Raw genomic sequence first — 13187 nt, forward strand, 5'->3', positions numbered from 1 at the left:
CGGGTTCAGGCGGCGCCCGCCGCGCTGAACTCCGACAGGTGGGTGGTGAGCAGTCGTACCCGCACCCGCTGTTCCTCGGTGGTTTCCTCGGGGTGGTGGATCTCTATGCTCAGCCGGTCGTCGAAGGTGCTGATGATGATGGTGCCGCTCGGCTGCTGGAGCCGGTGCCCGGTCTTGTCGGGCTTGCCGAGCATGATCGAGCGGAAGTCGGTGATCCGCAACTCGTCCGGCACCTTAGGCCTGCGCACTCGTCCCCAATTGGTGGCCAGCACGATTCCCGGTGCGCGCGGCGGGGGACCGGCGGCGATCTCGGGTATGTGCAGTGGGGTCTGCTGCACGATGCCGGTGTCCAGGCCGGCGCGCAGCGTGTCGCTGATGCCGCGGGCCAGTTCGACCAGTGTCGTGCCGGTCCGCGGCGCGGGGATGAAATTCGCGAAGCCGAGCACGTTGGTGCCTTCGGTCATCCCGATCGGCGGGGACACCCGGGTACGCAGGTCGACCGAGTAGGTGTAGGCCAGCTCGGTCAGCGGCAATCCGCGCAGCTCGGCCTCGGTGAGCAGGATCGCGGCCGAGGCGAGGCCGTTGATCGTGGTGTGCTCCCGGTGCCCGAGTTCGATCAGCGCGGTGGTCTGCTGTCGGGTCAGTCTGCAGCGCGCGGTGCGCGGGACGAGGTAATCGGGATCGTCCGGGCCGGAGTAGCTCCGAGCGACGCCCACCCGGCGGTGCGGCATGACCGGTGTGTCGATCTTCCGCACGCCGCGCTCGCGCAGCAGGTCCTCCACCGACCGCGGGAAGCCGTGCGGCGGCAGTTCGGCGGATCGCCTCTCGGTGCGGTCGGTGTAGCACGACCACAGCTCGCCGAACACGGCCAGCGAATGATAGGCATCCGCGACGCTGTGGTGGGTCACCAACGTGATTCCGGCGGTATCGCCGTCCCGCACCACGCACAGCGAGGAGAGCGCCCTGCGCTGGTCCAGCCTGGCTCCGGTGAGCAACCGCTCGGGATCGCCCGCGGCGACCGTCAGCTCCGGTGTGGCGCCGTGGGATTCGAGCAGCAGGTGGCCGCCGCGGCCGTCCGGCTCGAGGTGGGCGCCGAGGATGGGGCGGGAGCGAACCACGGCTTCGAACGCCGCCGACAGCGCGGCGAGATCCAACCGACCCGCGACCCGAATCGAGTAGCCGACGAGTACTTCGCTGTTGGCGAAGATCGCCTCGCTCGGCGCCAGCGGGCGGATGACGGTTGCTGCGGTCATGTCGCTTCCTTCACCTGAGCCTGTCCAGAGGCTAGCCCGAAGCCCGGACGCGCCAGGCTTTTTCGGCAGCATCGTGTGTTTCCTGTATCGGGCGACCGTTGGCCGCTGTTTCGCGTCGTTGTCACAACGACACCTTGTTCGGGTCCGGTCGTCCGACCCCGCAGCTCGCGGTTAGCCAGCAGCCCCTAGAGTGATACTCTAGAGTCCTGCTCTAGAGGAGGCTGCCATGACCGAACTCGTCACCTACCGGCTGGACGGCGGCGTCGCCACGATCACGCTGGACGACGGCAAGGCGAATGTGATGTCCGAGAACATGCTCGGCGCCATCGGCGCCGCCCTGGACCGGGCCGAGGCGGACCGGGCGGTCGTCCTGTTGACCGGCCGCGCGCGCGTTTTCTCCGCCGGCTACGACCTGGCGACGTTCTCCCGATCCGCCGACGACATCCGCCGCACCTTGCGTGCCGGCGGCAACCTGGTGCACCGGCTGCTCGGCTTCCCGTATCCCGTCGTGGCGGCATGCCCTGGGCATGCCATCGCCCAAGGCGCGTTCACGCTGCTGGCCACGGACGTACGGTTCGGCGTAGCGGGGGATTTCAAGCTGGGTCTCAACGAGGTCGCGATCGGGCTGACCATTCCGCACTACGGTGTGGAGCTGGCGCGGCACCGGCTCACCGCGCCTGGCTTCGACCGGGCGGCGAACACCGGGATCCTGGTCGCGCCCGAAGAAGCCAGAGAACTGGGCTTTCTCGACGTGCTCAGCACCGATGCCGACGACCTGCGCACGCGCGCGACGGCCGAAGCGCACCGGTTGACCGGAATCGACTCCGCGGCGCACACGGGTACGAAGCTGCGTGTGCGCGCTCAGGTGCTCGCCGCGGTCCGTTCCGGCATCGATGCCGAGTTCGGCGGGTAGCTCGCCGTGCGCACCCGCGAGCGCATTCTGGCCGAAGCCACGGAACAGCTCCTGGCCAAGGGGTATGCGTCGTTCACGGTGGCCGGTGTGCGGGATCGGCTCGGTTTGTCCAGCGGCAGCATGTTCCACGCGTTCGGTTCGAAAGCCGAATTGGCCGCCGCGGTCTATGTCTCCGGGATGCTCGACTACCAGCGGACCATGCTGGCGTGCCTCGATGCGCCGGATGTCGGCGCCGAGCAAGCGATCCGCGCGATGCTCGCGGCCCATCTCGGCTGGGTGGAAGACCATCGCGACCTGGCCCGGTTCCTGTTCGCCACCTTGCCGGACGAGGTGACCGGATTCGCGGAACCCGAACTCGCCCAGCACAATCGGGTCTTCTTCGATGCGCTGGCACGCCGGTATCGAGAGTTGCTCGGAACCGCGGAACCGGGTGGCGGCGGCTATCCGGTGGCCCATGCGATCTGCGCCGGACCGGCGCAGGAGTACTGCAGGCAATGGGTGCGCGGACGTGTCACGGCGCGGCCGCGCACGCTGACGGCGATCTTTCAAGAGGCCGCCATCGCCGCCCTCGCCACGCTGACTCGCTAGGCGGCGGCCGCCGTAGGCCAACCGGCGCAGCGGGTTCGGGTGGCGATGCGGCGAATACCGCGATTCCCACGGCTTCGGCCGAGTGGCGCGTCGGCGAGCCCGAGATGTCAGCCGTCGATGACACCGAACCGCCGGTCGGTCTCGCGTGCAGTCGGACCGCGCCCGGCGGCGGGGAGTCGGGCGCATCAGCGCCCGATCGATGCGCGGCGAATCGGTTGCGGAACGGCGACGGGTGATCAACAGTGGTTGTCGAGTTTCGGTGCTGCGACGGGAGGCCACCATGGACCGTACGGACGTCGTTGTCGTCGGTGCGGGATATGCCGGGCTGTGCGCGGCGCGGGCGTTGCGAGCGGTAGGCCGGGATGTCGTCGTCCTGGAGGCGAGCGATCGCGTCGGCGGTCGCACCCGGACCGCGCGGGTCGGCGCCGGATGGGCCGTCGACCTCGGCGGCCAGTGGATCTCGGGCGCGCACACGCGATTCGCCGCGCTGGCCGAAGAGTACGGGGCCGCGACGTACCCACCGCCGGAAGGAGTCGACCTGCTGGTCGAGGGCGTGGTCCGGCGGCGCTTCACCGGAGCCCGCCCACCGCTTCCGACGTTCGTCCTCGTCGTGCTCGCCCAGGCGATGTGGCGGCTGGAACGGATGGCCGCACGGGTGGATCTCACGCGGCCATGGGCCGCGCCGGGCGCCGATCGGCTGGACGCGATGACGGCGGCCACCTGGTTGCGCCGGAATCTGCCGGAGCGGCGGGCGCGGAACCTGGCCGAGGTGATGATCGGCGAGGAGTTGTGCGTTGACGTCGGCAGCATCTCGATGCTCGGTCTGCTCACCACGATCCGTTCGGCGGGCGGCGTCGAGGCCGGGGTCGCCGCCGAGACGGTGAACCGCCTGTTCGTCGACGGCGCCGACGGGCCCGCGCTGGCCGTCGCCGCCGAACTGGGGGACGCGGTGCGTCTCGGTGTGCCGGTGACGGGTATCCGCAGGCGAGCGGATGGCGTTGTGGTGAGTGCCGACTCCGGTGACGTGCACGCCGAGCACGTGATCGTGGCGGTGCCGCCCACCCTCGCCGGACGTATCGCCTACGATCCGCCGCTGCCCGCCGCGCGCGACCAATTGACCCAGCGCATGCCGATGGGCTCGGTGCTGAAAGCGTTCGCCGTCTACGAGCGGCCGTTCTGGCGGGACGACCTGCTCACCGGCCAATCGCTGAACCTGCACGATCCGGTGCCGGTCACCTTCGACGCGACCCGGCCCGGCGGTCCTGGCGTACTCGGCGCGCTGGTGCCCGGCCGGGCCGCTCAGCGGCTCGCCGCCCTGCCCCCGGCCGAGCGTCGCGCCATGATCATCGGTTCGCTCGTCCGAGCCTTCGGGCACGCCGCCCGCGAGCCGATCGAGTGGCACGAGAAGGTATGGGCGGACGATCCGTACACGCGCGGCGGCTACGGGGCCTTCTTCCCCCCGGGTGTCCTGACCACCGCGGGCTCCGCGCTGCGCGACCCGGTCGGTGCGATCCACTGGGCCGGAAGCGAAACCGCGACGGAGTGGTCGGGCTACATCGAGGGAGCGATCCGCTCGGGCGAGCGCGCGGCCGCCGAAGTGCTCGCGTCCGATCGCTCCACGGCCCCGACGTGATTGCCGCGGTGTTGCTGGAACGCTGGCTCTGACCCAGCCGAGGGCTCACAATGGAGAGGTGTTCCAGCGGATCGTGGTGGGTTACGACGATTCACCCGGCGCCAGGGCCGCCTTGACGATGGCGCTCGAGTTGGCGACGGTGCGCCACGCCACGCTCACGGTCGTCGCGGTCGAGGAGTACCTGCCGCACTACGGACCGGTGGTCGGCGAGATCGAGGACGAACGCTCGATCGGCGAGGTCACCTGCCGCCGCTGGCTCACCACGGCGGCCGAGACCGCCGAACAGCACGGCATAGCGGTGCGGGCCGAGGTGCGGGCGGGTCAGGCCGCGCGCGAACTGGCCACGGCCGCCGCCGATCACGATGCCGACCTGCTGGTGCTTGGGCGCACCGGGCACTCGGGCATCTGGGGACGGTTCATGGGCAGCACTGCGGAGAAGGCCGCCCGGCACGTCGGTTGCTCGGTTCTCGTCGCGCACGACGGCGACGCAGGGGCCGAGCGCCGGTGAGTGCGGCGGCAGTGGTGCCCGGCGGTGGCGCCGCCGCGGACGGTCGGGTAGAAGTTCTGCGTGGCGGGTGAACTGACCGAGGAACCGACCGGCATCGCCGATCGCGCGGCCGGCCGCGCTCGCCGGTGGGAATTCTGGCGTACCCACGGCCCGGTATCGGTCGTCGTCGCCTTCGGCGGGGCGCTCGGCGCGCTCGCCCGCTACGGCCTGGCGCAGGGGTTGCCCGCTCGCCCCGGGCACTTTCCGCTGGCCACCTTCATCACGAATGTCGCGGGCTGTTTCGCGATCGGAGTGCTCATGGTCGCGGTAACCGAGATCTGGGCTGCTCATCGGTTGCTGCGTCCCTTTCTCGGAGTGGGTGTGCTGGGCGGGTTCACCACCTTCTCCACCTACGTCAACGAGATCCGCGCCCTACTGCGGCCCGGCACGATCGTCGTCGCGGCCGGTTACCTCGCGGGCACGCTGATCTGCGCCCTGTCGGCGACCCTCGCCGCCATGTGGCTCACCAGGGCGGGATACGAACGCCTGCGACGCGCGCGAAAGGCGGCTCGATGACGGTGGTGCTGGTCCTGGTGGGCGGCGCGATCGGCGCACCGCTGCGGTATCTCATCGATCGCGTGGTGCAGGATCGCCGCGACAGCCTGTTCCCGTGGGGCACCTTCATGGTGAACCTGATCGGGTGTCTCGTCCTCGGCGCCCTCAGCGGAGCGGGATCGGCGCTGTCCTCGCCGCTTTTCCTGCTGCTCGGCACCGGGTTCTGCGGAGCGCTGACCACGTACAGCACGTTCAGCTACGAAACCGTGCGACTGGCCGAGCGGGCCGCGTATTTCTACGCGGCGATGAACGTGGTCGTCAGCGTCTCCGCGGGGTTGATCGCCACTGTGTCGACTTATGCGTTGGTGCACGCCCTGTTCGGGTGAGGCGTTCCGTCGATTACCTCTGCGACGTGATCCAGCTCACTAGGCTGCTCTGTCGCCCGCCGCTGGTGGTGGGTTAAGCTGACGGAACAGATGCAGATATGCGCATACATCAGATGTGGGAAGGGCTGGGTCGATGGGACACGAACACGGTCACGCGCACGGGCACGCGCTCTCCGGTCAGGCCGATCGCCGGTGGCTGACCATCGCGCTCGCCCTCATCGTCGGCTTCATGTCGGTCGAGGTCGTGATCGGTCTGCTGGCCAACTCGCTGGCCCTGCTGTCCGACGCGGCGCACATGCTCACCGACGCCGCGTCCATTGTCCTCGCGCTCGTCGCGATCCGGCTCGCGGCGCGTCCGGCGAACGGCAAGTACACCTATGGCTACAAACGCGCCGAGATCCTCTCGGCGCAGGCCAACGGCGTCACGCTGCTCGTGCTGGCGGGCTGGCTCACCTACGAGGCCGTGCGCCGCCTGCTGGAGCCGCCCGAGGTGACCGGCGGGCTCGTGCTGGCGACCGCGCTGGCCGGTGTGGTGGTCAACATCGCGGCCACCTGGGCGATCAGCAAGGCCAACCGCGCCAGCCTCAACGTGGAAGGCGCCTTCCAGCATGTGCTCAACGACCTGTACGGGTTCATCGCCACCGCCGTGGCCGGCCTCGTCGTGCTGACCACCGGCTTCGCCGGGGCGGACGCTATCGCCACGCTCATCGTCGTCGCGCTGATGGTCAAGGCGGGGCTCGGGCTGGTACGCGAATCCGGCCGGATCTTCCTGGAGGCCGCTCCCGCGGGCGTCGATCCGGACGCGTTGGGGCGCGGGCTGGTGGGCATCGACGGCGTCGACGAGGTGCACGATCTGCACGTCTGGCAGATCACCTCCGGTGACATCGCGCTGTCGGCGCATGTGCTGGTCCGGCCGGGCGCCGACTGCCACGGCCTGCGCCAGCGGATCGAGCACCTGCTCGACCACGACTACGGCATCACCCACACCACGTTGCAGGTCGACCACTCCCATGCCGTCGCCTCCTCGCCCGCGGTGGACGCGCAGCGCCTGCTGCCGGTGCTGGAGGACCACTGCGACGACGCCCACGGCCCGGTGCACCGCGACCGTCCGTCGTCCGCGGCGAATGTCGTCTGACCCACCGACCGCCACGCGCACGGACGACGCGAACATCGGATGGCTCAGCGATCCAGGCGGGGGAACGGTCGTTCGGCCTCGATCAGGTAGGCCAGCTCCAGCAGGGTGCGCTCGTTGCCGCGGGTGGCGGCGAACTGTACGCCGATCGGCAGTCCCGCGTCGGTCAGGCCCGCCGGAACCGTGATCGCCGGTGTTCCCGTGATGTTGTTGATCGGCGTGAAGCAGACGTAGGCGCGCAACCGCTCGATGAGTTCGTCGAATGGCACGGTCGGGCTGAGATAGCCGAGCTCCGGCGTGGTGTGACCGAGCGTGGGGAGCAGCACCGCGTCGTAGGGGTCCGAGCGCCCGCTCGTAGGTGGCCGCCGCCGCGCGGAGCCGGTAGAGCGTGAGCGGGGCGTGCAGTGCCCGGCGCAGGAACAAGGCGCGCAGGCCCACGGTCAGGTCGTCCACGCGGCGCGCGTCGAACCGGCGGTCGAGGAACCGGCCCGTCGTGGTGATCGCGGCCGCGAGCAGGCCCCAATAGTGCAGGAAGGCGCTCTCGATCGCGGCGTCGAACGGCAGCGGCACCGGCTCGACCGAATGGCCGGCTGATTCGAGTGTGCGCGCGACATTTTCGACGGCCGCCCGGGTGGGCCCGGCGGCCAGCGGCCCCGCGAGATTGTCGAGCACCAGCGCTACCCGCATGCGCCGGGTCGGGGGACCGTCGACGCGGCCGATCGGCCGGAGCGCGGGATTGCGCCAATACTGTTCGGCCGCAGCGGCGTACGCGGCCGTATCGCGCACCGTCCTGGTCAGCACACCTTCGCTGACGATGTCGACCGGCAGCGTGCGGGCCAGCCCGGACACCACGTGCCGCCCCCGCGTCGGCTTCAAGCCGACCAGCCCCGCGCACGCCGCCGGAATCCGGATCGAACCGCCGCCGTCGTTGCCGTGCGCGATCGGGACGACACCCGCCGCCACCAGCGCGGCCGCCCCGCCCGACGAGCCGCCCACGGAATGGCCGGTGTGCCACGGGTTGCGCGTGGGCGCGAGATGCGGGGTCTCGCTGCTGGCGTTGAAGCCGAATTCGGGCATGGCGCTCTTGCCGAGCACGGTGAGGCCGGTGCTGAGGAACTGCCGGGTGTAGCCGCTGTGCGCGCGGGCGGGCCGCGCGCGGAACGCGGCTGTGCCCTGATTGGTCGGCATGCCCGCGACGTCCGTGTTGTCCTTGACGAAACTGGGCACGCCGTAGAAGGCGCCGGTCCGCTCGGCGGGCAGCAGCGGCTCCGCGTAGCTCCGGTAGGCGACGGCCGCCAGCTGTTCCACCCGCTCGGCGCGCGCCACCGCGGCGGCGGCGAGTTCGCGCGGCGACACCGCACCGTCGCGCACCAGCGTGGCCAGGGCGACGGCGTCGTGATCACCGAGTGCGTCGTCGGCGAAGGCGTGGACGCGCGAGGGTAGCGGAAGATGAGCGTCGGCGGTCATGACCCGAATCTAATGTGTCCAGCAGGTAGATCGTCCAGAACAGAAAGGACAGCAGGTGGCCGCGACATACCCGGATCCGGTGCCACCGAAGGGCCGAGTCGGCTCGCTGTTGTTCGCTTTGCCGCCCGCGGGCCGACGGTGGAGCGTGGCGTTGCGTGCCGCGCTCGCGTTCGCCGCTCCCGCCACGATCATCACCGGTCTCGGCCATCCGGATGCGGCGGTGTTCGTCATGTTCGGCGCCTTCGCCGTGCTCTACGGCGAAGGGCGGCCGTTCCGGGTGCGCGGCCGGGTGGTCCTCGCCGCGGGCTCGGCGCTGCTGGCCGCCTGCGGTGTCGGTGCGGTGGTCGGCAGTCTGCTGGACACCGGGTTCGGGTCATCGCTGCTCATGGTCGTCGTGGTGTCGGCGATCGCGGTCGTGGCCGTGTTCGTCATCGATGCGCTGCGGCTCGGTCCGCCCGGTGCGCTGTTCTTCGCGCTCGTCTGCGCGGGCGCGATGAGAGCCGCCGAGGTCGGGACCTCAGTGTTGACGTTGTTGTTCTGCACGGCCTGCGGTGTCGTCGCGTCGATCGTCGTCTCGATGGCCGGGGTGCTGCGAGATCGTCGCAAGCCCGAACGGGTGGCGGTCGGCGCTGCGGTTCGGGCGGTCGACGCCTATGTCGTGGCGCGGGAGGCCGGAACGCCCGCTATCGACCTGCGCCACCGGGCGGGAGCCGCGATGGCGGACGCGTGGGCCGCGGTCTACGACGCGGGCCTGCCCTCGGACCCAGGGGAAGCCGAGCTGCTGGCGACCTTGCAGGAGGCGCGGCGCAACCTCGCCGGGCACGCCCCCGACGACGACACCGACGATCTGCTGGTCGATCCGTTGGTCTCGTTCGCCCGCCCGGGCATCGGGTTCCGGCTGGAGCGTTCCCTGTCGTTCTCCTCGCACGCGGCGATCAGCGCGATGCGCGTCGCCGTGGGCTGCCTTGGCGCGGGTGCGCTCAGCGCGCTGCTCGGTCTGGAGCGGCCGCACTGGGCGGTGCTCAGCGCCCTGATCGTCTTGCAGACCGGACCGGATCGAGTGCGCGGACAGGTGCGGGCCATCCACAGGTTCGTCGGCACCATCGCGGGCCTCGGTCTGTTCGCGCTCATCTACCAGCTGGGGCCGACCGGTTACGCGCTGATCGCGCTGGTCGCCGCGCTGCAGTTCTGCATCGAACTGTTCGTGCCGCGCAATTACGCGCTGGCCGTCGTCTTCATCACGCCGGTCGCCCTGATCGCGGGTGGAGTCGCCACGACAGGCGGGCCGATCGCACCCGTGATCCGTGATCGGTTGTGGGAGACACTGCTCGGTGTCGCCGTCGCCGTGCTCGCGCTGCACGGCGTCGCACCCCACGGCCACCGGCGCACCTTTCGCCGGCTGGAACACCGGGTGCGCACCACCGCGCGCACCCTGCTCGACCGGCTGCGCCGTAAGCCGATGGACGCCGAAGCGTGGGTGCTGGTCCAGCATCTGCAATTCGAGTTGGTCGGCGTGGTGCGCAGCGGCATCGACTCGGCGACCGACGATCCGGAGTGGACCCGCGAATACTGGCCGGAGCACACGGCACTGGCGCACTTCGGTCATGACCTGCTCGCCGCCTGCTGGGTGCTGCGGCCGGGCCAGCGGCTGGCGGACGTGGACGGCTGGGCGGCCCGCTTGGCCGCGGCCCGGTCGGAGCCGGGAGCGGCGTCCGGACCGCCTGCTAGCGTTCGGCGCATGCACGACAGCGTCACGGTCCGGATGGCCGCCCCGGCCGACAAGATCTGGGAACTGGTCAGCGACATCGAGAACACCGGGCGATTCAGTCCGGAGACGTTCGCCGCCGAGTGGCTCGGCGGCGCGACAGGGCCCGCGGTCGGCGTGAAGTTCCGCGGCCATGTCAACCGCAACGGCTGGGGACTGAAATACGCGACGGTGTGCCGCATCGTCGCCTGCGAGCCGGGTCGCGAGTTCGCCTTCACCGTGCTGGGACCACAGGGCATGCCGATCAACACGTGGCGCTATGTTTTCCGGCCGGTGGACGGCGGCACCGAGGTCACCGAGTCGTTTCAGCTGCACAGCAATCCGGTGCTGCGGCTGTATTGGTTGCTGGCCGGGTGGGCGCGCGGCAAGACGAACGTCGAGGGAATGCGCGAGACCCTCAACCGGATCAAGGCCGTCGTCGAATGATCGGGACGCACGAGACCCGAGGCGGGAAAGCATGACCGCTCCCGTGCTCCTCGTGCTCGGCGCCGGTCCCGGCGTCGGGCTGTCGGTCGCCCGCCTGTTCGCAGCCGACGGCTTCACCGCCGTGCTGGCCTGCCGGTTGCCCGAAGAGGCCGAGCCTCTGGCCCAACAGTTGCGGGAGCAGGGGTTCGACGCGGAGGGCATCGGCGTGGATCTGCGTGATCCCGCCGACGTGGCCCGAGTCGTCGCGGGGGTGGGTGAGCGGCACGGCCGCATCGACGTGCTGCACTTCAATCCCAGCGTCTTCCGTGAGGCCGATCCGTTGCGGCTGTCGGTCGCCGAGTTGCTCGAGGACCTCACCGTGGGCGCCGGGGCGCTGCTGCCCGCCGTGCAAGCGGCGCGTCCCTTCCTGTCCGAGGGCGCCCGCGTGCTGGTCACCGGCAGCGCGGCAGCGGACAAGCCCTGGCATCGGGCCGCTTCGCTCGGTGTCCAGAAGGCGGCGGTGCGCAACCTGGTGACCAGTGTGGACGCCACCCTCGCGCCCGAGGGCATCCGAGCGGTCGCGGTGCAGATCAACGGCGTTCTCGGCGAGGGAGCGTTCACCAGGGACCGGGTCGCCGGGGCGCTGTACGCGGCGGCCACCCGCCCCGCCGAGGGATGGACGCCACACGTCTCCTACGACGGCTGACCTACCTGGGCCGGATCGCCGTGAACTCGATGGGCAGGTGCGCGGGCCCGCGCAGATTGACGTGCTCCCGATACGGTGGCGGGTCGACCGTCAGCCTCGGTGACTCGACTCGTTGCGCGAACCGGGTCAACGCCACCCGCGCCTCCAGGCGGGCCAGGGGAGCGCCGACGCAGAAATGAGCCCCGAGGCCGAAGGCCAGATGGCGGTTTTCGCGCGCCGGGTCGAATCCGTCGGGGTCGCCGAACATCGCGGGGTCGCGGTGCGCGGCGGCGATCAGCAGCACAACCAGATCGCCGCGCTGAATGTCCGTGCCTCCTATGGTCAGATCGTCGGCGGCGATGCGCGGGATCAACTGGACCGGCGGGTCGAAGCGCAGCGTCTCCTCGACGACGCCGGCCGCGCGGTCCGGTTCCGCGCGGAGGGCGGCGAGTTCGTCCGGCCTGCGCAGCAGGGCGAGGGTCGCGTTGGCGATCAGGTTGACCGTCGTCTCGTGCCCGGCGACCAGCAGCAGCGCGCAGGTCGAGATCAGTTCCGCATGGGTGAGCACGTCTCCGGCGTCTTCGGCGGCGATGAGTTCGGACAGCAGATCGGGGCCGGGAGTGTGGCGGCGGCGGTCGGTGAGTTCTTCGAAGTAGGCGTACAACTCGGTCCCGGCGCGCTGGATCTCCGCCGGGTCGGCGCGGAATTGGGCGGCCGCGCGAGAAGTCGGGTCGAGCGTGCGGGACAGCAGGGCGGACCAGGTGCTGAGCTTGGCTTCGTCCGCCAGCGGGACGCCGAGTAGTTCGCAGATCACGGTCACCGGCAGGGGATAGGCGAAGTGATCGACGGCGTCGAAGCTCCCCGCGCGGGCGCGCTGGTCGAGCAGGTCGTCGACGATCTCGATGATCCGAGGCTCCAGTTGCCGCACGACGCGCGGGGTGAACGCCTTGGACACCAGGCGGCGCAGGCGAGTGTGATCGGGCGGATCCAGGAACAAGAACGAGGGTTTCGCTTGGGCCGCACCGTCTTCCCGCGTGCCGTCGTGGATCGGCATCGAGCCCAGCTGCAGCCGGGCCAGCGACCGGTCGACGCTCGCGCGCGGATCGCGCAGCACGGCGGCGCAGTCGGCGTAGCGGGTGAGCACGACGACCGGAGCGGTGCCGATCCGGAACGCGCCGGAGTCACGCAGCCGCGCGAAGACGGGGTACGGGTCCGGCCGCACGGCGGGGTCGAGCAGGCGCACGTAGTCGTCGGTCGGGTGGTTCGTGGTCGTCATCGACACTCCCAGCTGTCCGGCCCGGAGCGGGCACCGGTCTTGCTCGGTATTATTCCGATACCATCGGTAGGAAAGCAATACCGATGCGGGATGCGAAAATGTCGCCATGACACTGCGGCGCCCGGTCGACGATTCGGTCACCCGCGTCGTCGAACTACTCGGCGACCGGTGGACCATCCTGCTCATCGCCGAGGCGTTCTTCGGGGTGCACCGCTTCAGCGATTTCGCGCGCAATATCGGCATCACCAACCGCAACCTGCTCACCAGCCGCCTGCGCATGCTGATCGACGCGGGCATCTTCACCCGCACCGACCACGGCGGCGGCCGGGTCGACTATCACCTCACCGCAGCGGGCCGCGAACTGTATCCGATCGTCACCGCGATGATGGTGTGGGGCGACAACCACCTGACCGGGCCGGAGGGCAGGCCGATCGTCCTGGAACATCGCACCTGCGGACACGAGACCTCGCCCATGCTGGTCTGCGACCACTGCCGCGAACCGATCGATCCGCGCGATGTGGAACCCAAGGCCGGGCCCGGGTTCCACCAGCCACCCGGGGCCGAACAAGCAGGTTGAGGGATGCGTGAACCCGGACTTGCTCCGCGCTCAATCCAGCTGGTTGACGAACGCCTCGGCCAAGT

The 13187-nt window shown here is 70.3% G+C and carries 12 protein-coding genes and 2 pseudogenes; 11 read left to right on the forward strand and 3 right to left on the reverse strand.

Annotated features, from left to right (window positions below; all coding sequences use genetic code 11):
* Positions 1 to 5: 5 nt before the first annotated feature.
* On the reverse strand, positions 6 to 1253 hold the full coding sequence (locus ACIHAX_RS21180; protein WP_397279163.1) for a hypothetical protein: 1248 nt from the start codon (positions 1251 to 1253) through the stop codon (positions 6 to 8).
* A gap of 226 nt (positions 1254 to 1479) precedes the next feature.
* Here ACIHAX_RS21180 and ACIHAX_RS21185 point away from each other — a divergent pair, with 226 nt between their 5' ends.
* The 7 genes from ACIHAX_RS21185 (at position 1480) to ACIHAX_RS21215 (ending at position 6950) form a co-directional block, all read left to right on the forward strand.
* On the forward strand, positions 1480 to 2166 hold the full coding sequence (locus tag ACIHAX_RS21185) for a crotonase/enoyl-CoA hydratase family protein (RefSeq protein WP_397279165.1): 687 nt from the start codon (positions 1480 to 1482) through the stop codon (positions 2164 to 2166).
* A gap of 6 nt (positions 2167 to 2172) precedes the next feature.
* Positions 2173 to 2754 carry a TetR/AcrR family transcriptional regulator gene (locus ACIHAX_RS21190; RefSeq protein WP_364430029.1) on the forward strand — a complete coding sequence of 194 codons (582 nt, stop codon included), beginning with the start codon at positions 2173 to 2175 and terminating at the stop codon, positions 2752 to 2754.
* A 280-nt stretch (positions 2755 to 3034) separates the two neighbouring features.
* Positions 3035 to 4387 carry a flavin monoamine oxidase family protein gene (locus tag ACIHAX_RS21195; RefSeq protein ID WP_397279167.1) on the forward strand — a complete coding sequence of 451 codons (1353 nt, stop codon included), beginning with the start codon at positions 3035 to 3037 and terminating at the stop codon, positions 4385 to 4387.
* Between the two features lie 58 nt (positions 4388 to 4445).
* Positions 4446 to 4895 carry a universal stress protein gene (locus tag ACIHAX_RS21200; protein WP_397279169.1) on the forward strand — a complete coding sequence of 150 codons (450 nt, stop codon included), beginning with the start codon at positions 4446 to 4448 and terminating at the stop codon, positions 4893 to 4895.
* A 60-nt stretch (positions 4896 to 4955) separates the two neighbouring features.
* Positions 4956 to 5450 carry a CrcB family protein gene (locus ACIHAX_RS21205; RefSeq protein ID WP_355075695.1) on the forward strand — a complete coding sequence of 165 codons (495 nt, stop codon included), beginning with the start codon at positions 4956 to 4958 and terminating at the stop codon, positions 5448 to 5450.
* On the forward strand, positions 5447 to 5815 hold the full coding sequence (crcB, locus tag ACIHAX_RS21210) for a fluoride efflux transporter CrcB (protein ID WP_397279171.1): 369 nt from the start codon (positions 5447 to 5449) through the stop codon (positions 5813 to 5815). Before ACIHAX_RS21205 ends, crcB begins: the two co-directional genes overlap by 4 nt.
* A gap of 133 nt (positions 5816 to 5948) precedes the next feature.
* Complete coding sequence (locus tag ACIHAX_RS21215; RefSeq protein ID WP_397279173.1) at positions 5949 to 6950, forward strand: cation diffusion facilitator family transporter; 1002 nt, start codon at positions 5949 to 5951, stop codon at positions 6948 to 6950.
* A gap of 44 nt (positions 6951 to 6994) precedes the next feature.
* Here the strand turns inward: ACIHAX_RS21215 and ACIHAX_RS21220 are convergent.
* Positions 6995 to 8414 (reverse strand): annotated as a pseudogene (locus ACIHAX_RS21220) (amidase).
* A 943-nt stretch (positions 8415 to 9357) separates the two neighbouring features.
* On the opposite strand from ACIHAX_RS21220, the pseudogene ACIHAX_RS21225 reads away from it, so the two are divergent.
* The 3 genes and pseudogenes from ACIHAX_RS21225 to ACIHAX_RS21235 form a co-directional block, all read left to right on the forward strand.
* Positions 9358 to 9753: pseudogene (locus ACIHAX_RS21225) on the forward strand (FUSC family protein); the annotation flags it as partial.
* Between the two features lie 399 nt (positions 9754 to 10152).
* On the forward strand, positions 10153 to 10605 hold the full coding sequence (locus tag ACIHAX_RS21230) for an SRPBCC family protein (RefSeq protein ID WP_355075977.1): 453 nt from the start codon (positions 10153 to 10155) through the stop codon (positions 10603 to 10605).
* A 31-nt stretch (positions 10606 to 10636) separates the two neighbouring features.
* Positions 10637 to 11290, forward strand: a complete 654-nt coding sequence (locus tag ACIHAX_RS21235) for an SDR family oxidoreductase (RefSeq protein WP_397279175.1) — start codon at positions 10637 to 10639, stop codon at positions 11288 to 11290.
* A 1-nt stretch (position 11291) separates the two neighbouring features.
* Here the strand turns inward: ACIHAX_RS21235 and ACIHAX_RS21240 are convergent, their stop codons facing one another.
* The gene (locus ACIHAX_RS21240) at positions 11292 to 12545 is read right to left on the reverse strand and encodes a cytochrome P450 (RefSeq protein ID WP_397279177.1); all 1254 of its coding nucleotides are present in this window, start codon (positions 12543 to 12545) and stop codon (positions 11292 to 11294) included.
* A gap of 106 nt (positions 12546 to 12651) precedes the next feature.
* On the opposite strand from ACIHAX_RS21240, the gene ACIHAX_RS21245 reads away from it, so the two are divergent.
* On the forward strand, positions 12652 to 13122 hold the full coding sequence (locus tag ACIHAX_RS21245; protein ID WP_356966983.1) for a helix-turn-helix domain-containing protein: 471 nt from the start codon (positions 12652 to 12654) through the stop codon (positions 13120 to 13122).
* The last annotated feature ends 65 nt before the right edge of the window (positions 13123 to 13187 follow it).

The sequence above is a fragment of the Nocardia sp. NPDC051929 genome (assembly GCF_044548645.1).
Lineage (GTDB): Bacteria > Actinomycetota > Actinomycetes > Mycobacteriales > Mycobacteriaceae > Nocardia > Nocardia sichangensis.

What these genes read in the sequence shown, in the direction of transcription:
- crcB (WP_397279171.1), top strand. Translation starts at nt 5,447, where the DNA reads ATGACGGTGGTGCTGGTCCTGGTGGGCGGCGCGATCGGCGCACCGCTG.
- ACIHAX_RS21185 (WP_397279165.1), top strand. Translation starts at nt 1,480, where the DNA reads ATGACCGAACTCGTCACCTACCGGCTGGACGGCGGCGTCGCCACGATC.
- ACIHAX_RS21235 (WP_397279175.1), top strand. Translation starts at nt 10,637, where the DNA reads ATGACCGCTCCCGTGCTCCTCGTGCTCGGCGCCGGTCCCGGCGTCGGG.
- ACIHAX_RS21245 (WP_356966983.1), top strand. Translation starts at nt 12,652, where the DNA reads ATGACACTGCGGCGCCCGGTCGACGATTCGGTCACCCGCGTCGTCGAA.
- ACIHAX_RS21215 (WP_397279173.1), top strand. Translation starts at nt 5,949, where the DNA reads ATGGGACACGAACACGGTCACGCGCACGGGCACGCGCTCTCCGGTCAG.
- ACIHAX_RS21240 (WP_397279177.1), bottom strand. Translation starts at nt 12,545, where the DNA reads ATGACGACCACGAACCACCCGACCGACGACTACGTGCGCCTGCTCGAC.
- ACIHAX_RS21195 (WP_397279167.1), top strand. Translation starts at nt 3,035, where the DNA reads ATGGACCGTACGGACGTCGTTGTCGTCGGTGCGGGATATGCCGGGCTG.
- ACIHAX_RS21230 (WP_355075977.1), top strand. Translation starts at nt 10,153, where the DNA reads ATGCACGACAGCGTCACGGTCCGGATGGCCGCCCCGGCCGACAAGATC.
- ACIHAX_RS21180 (WP_397279163.1), bottom strand. Translation starts at nt 1,253, where the DNA reads ATGACCGCAGCAACCGTCATCCGCCCGCTGGCGCCGAGCGAGGCGATC.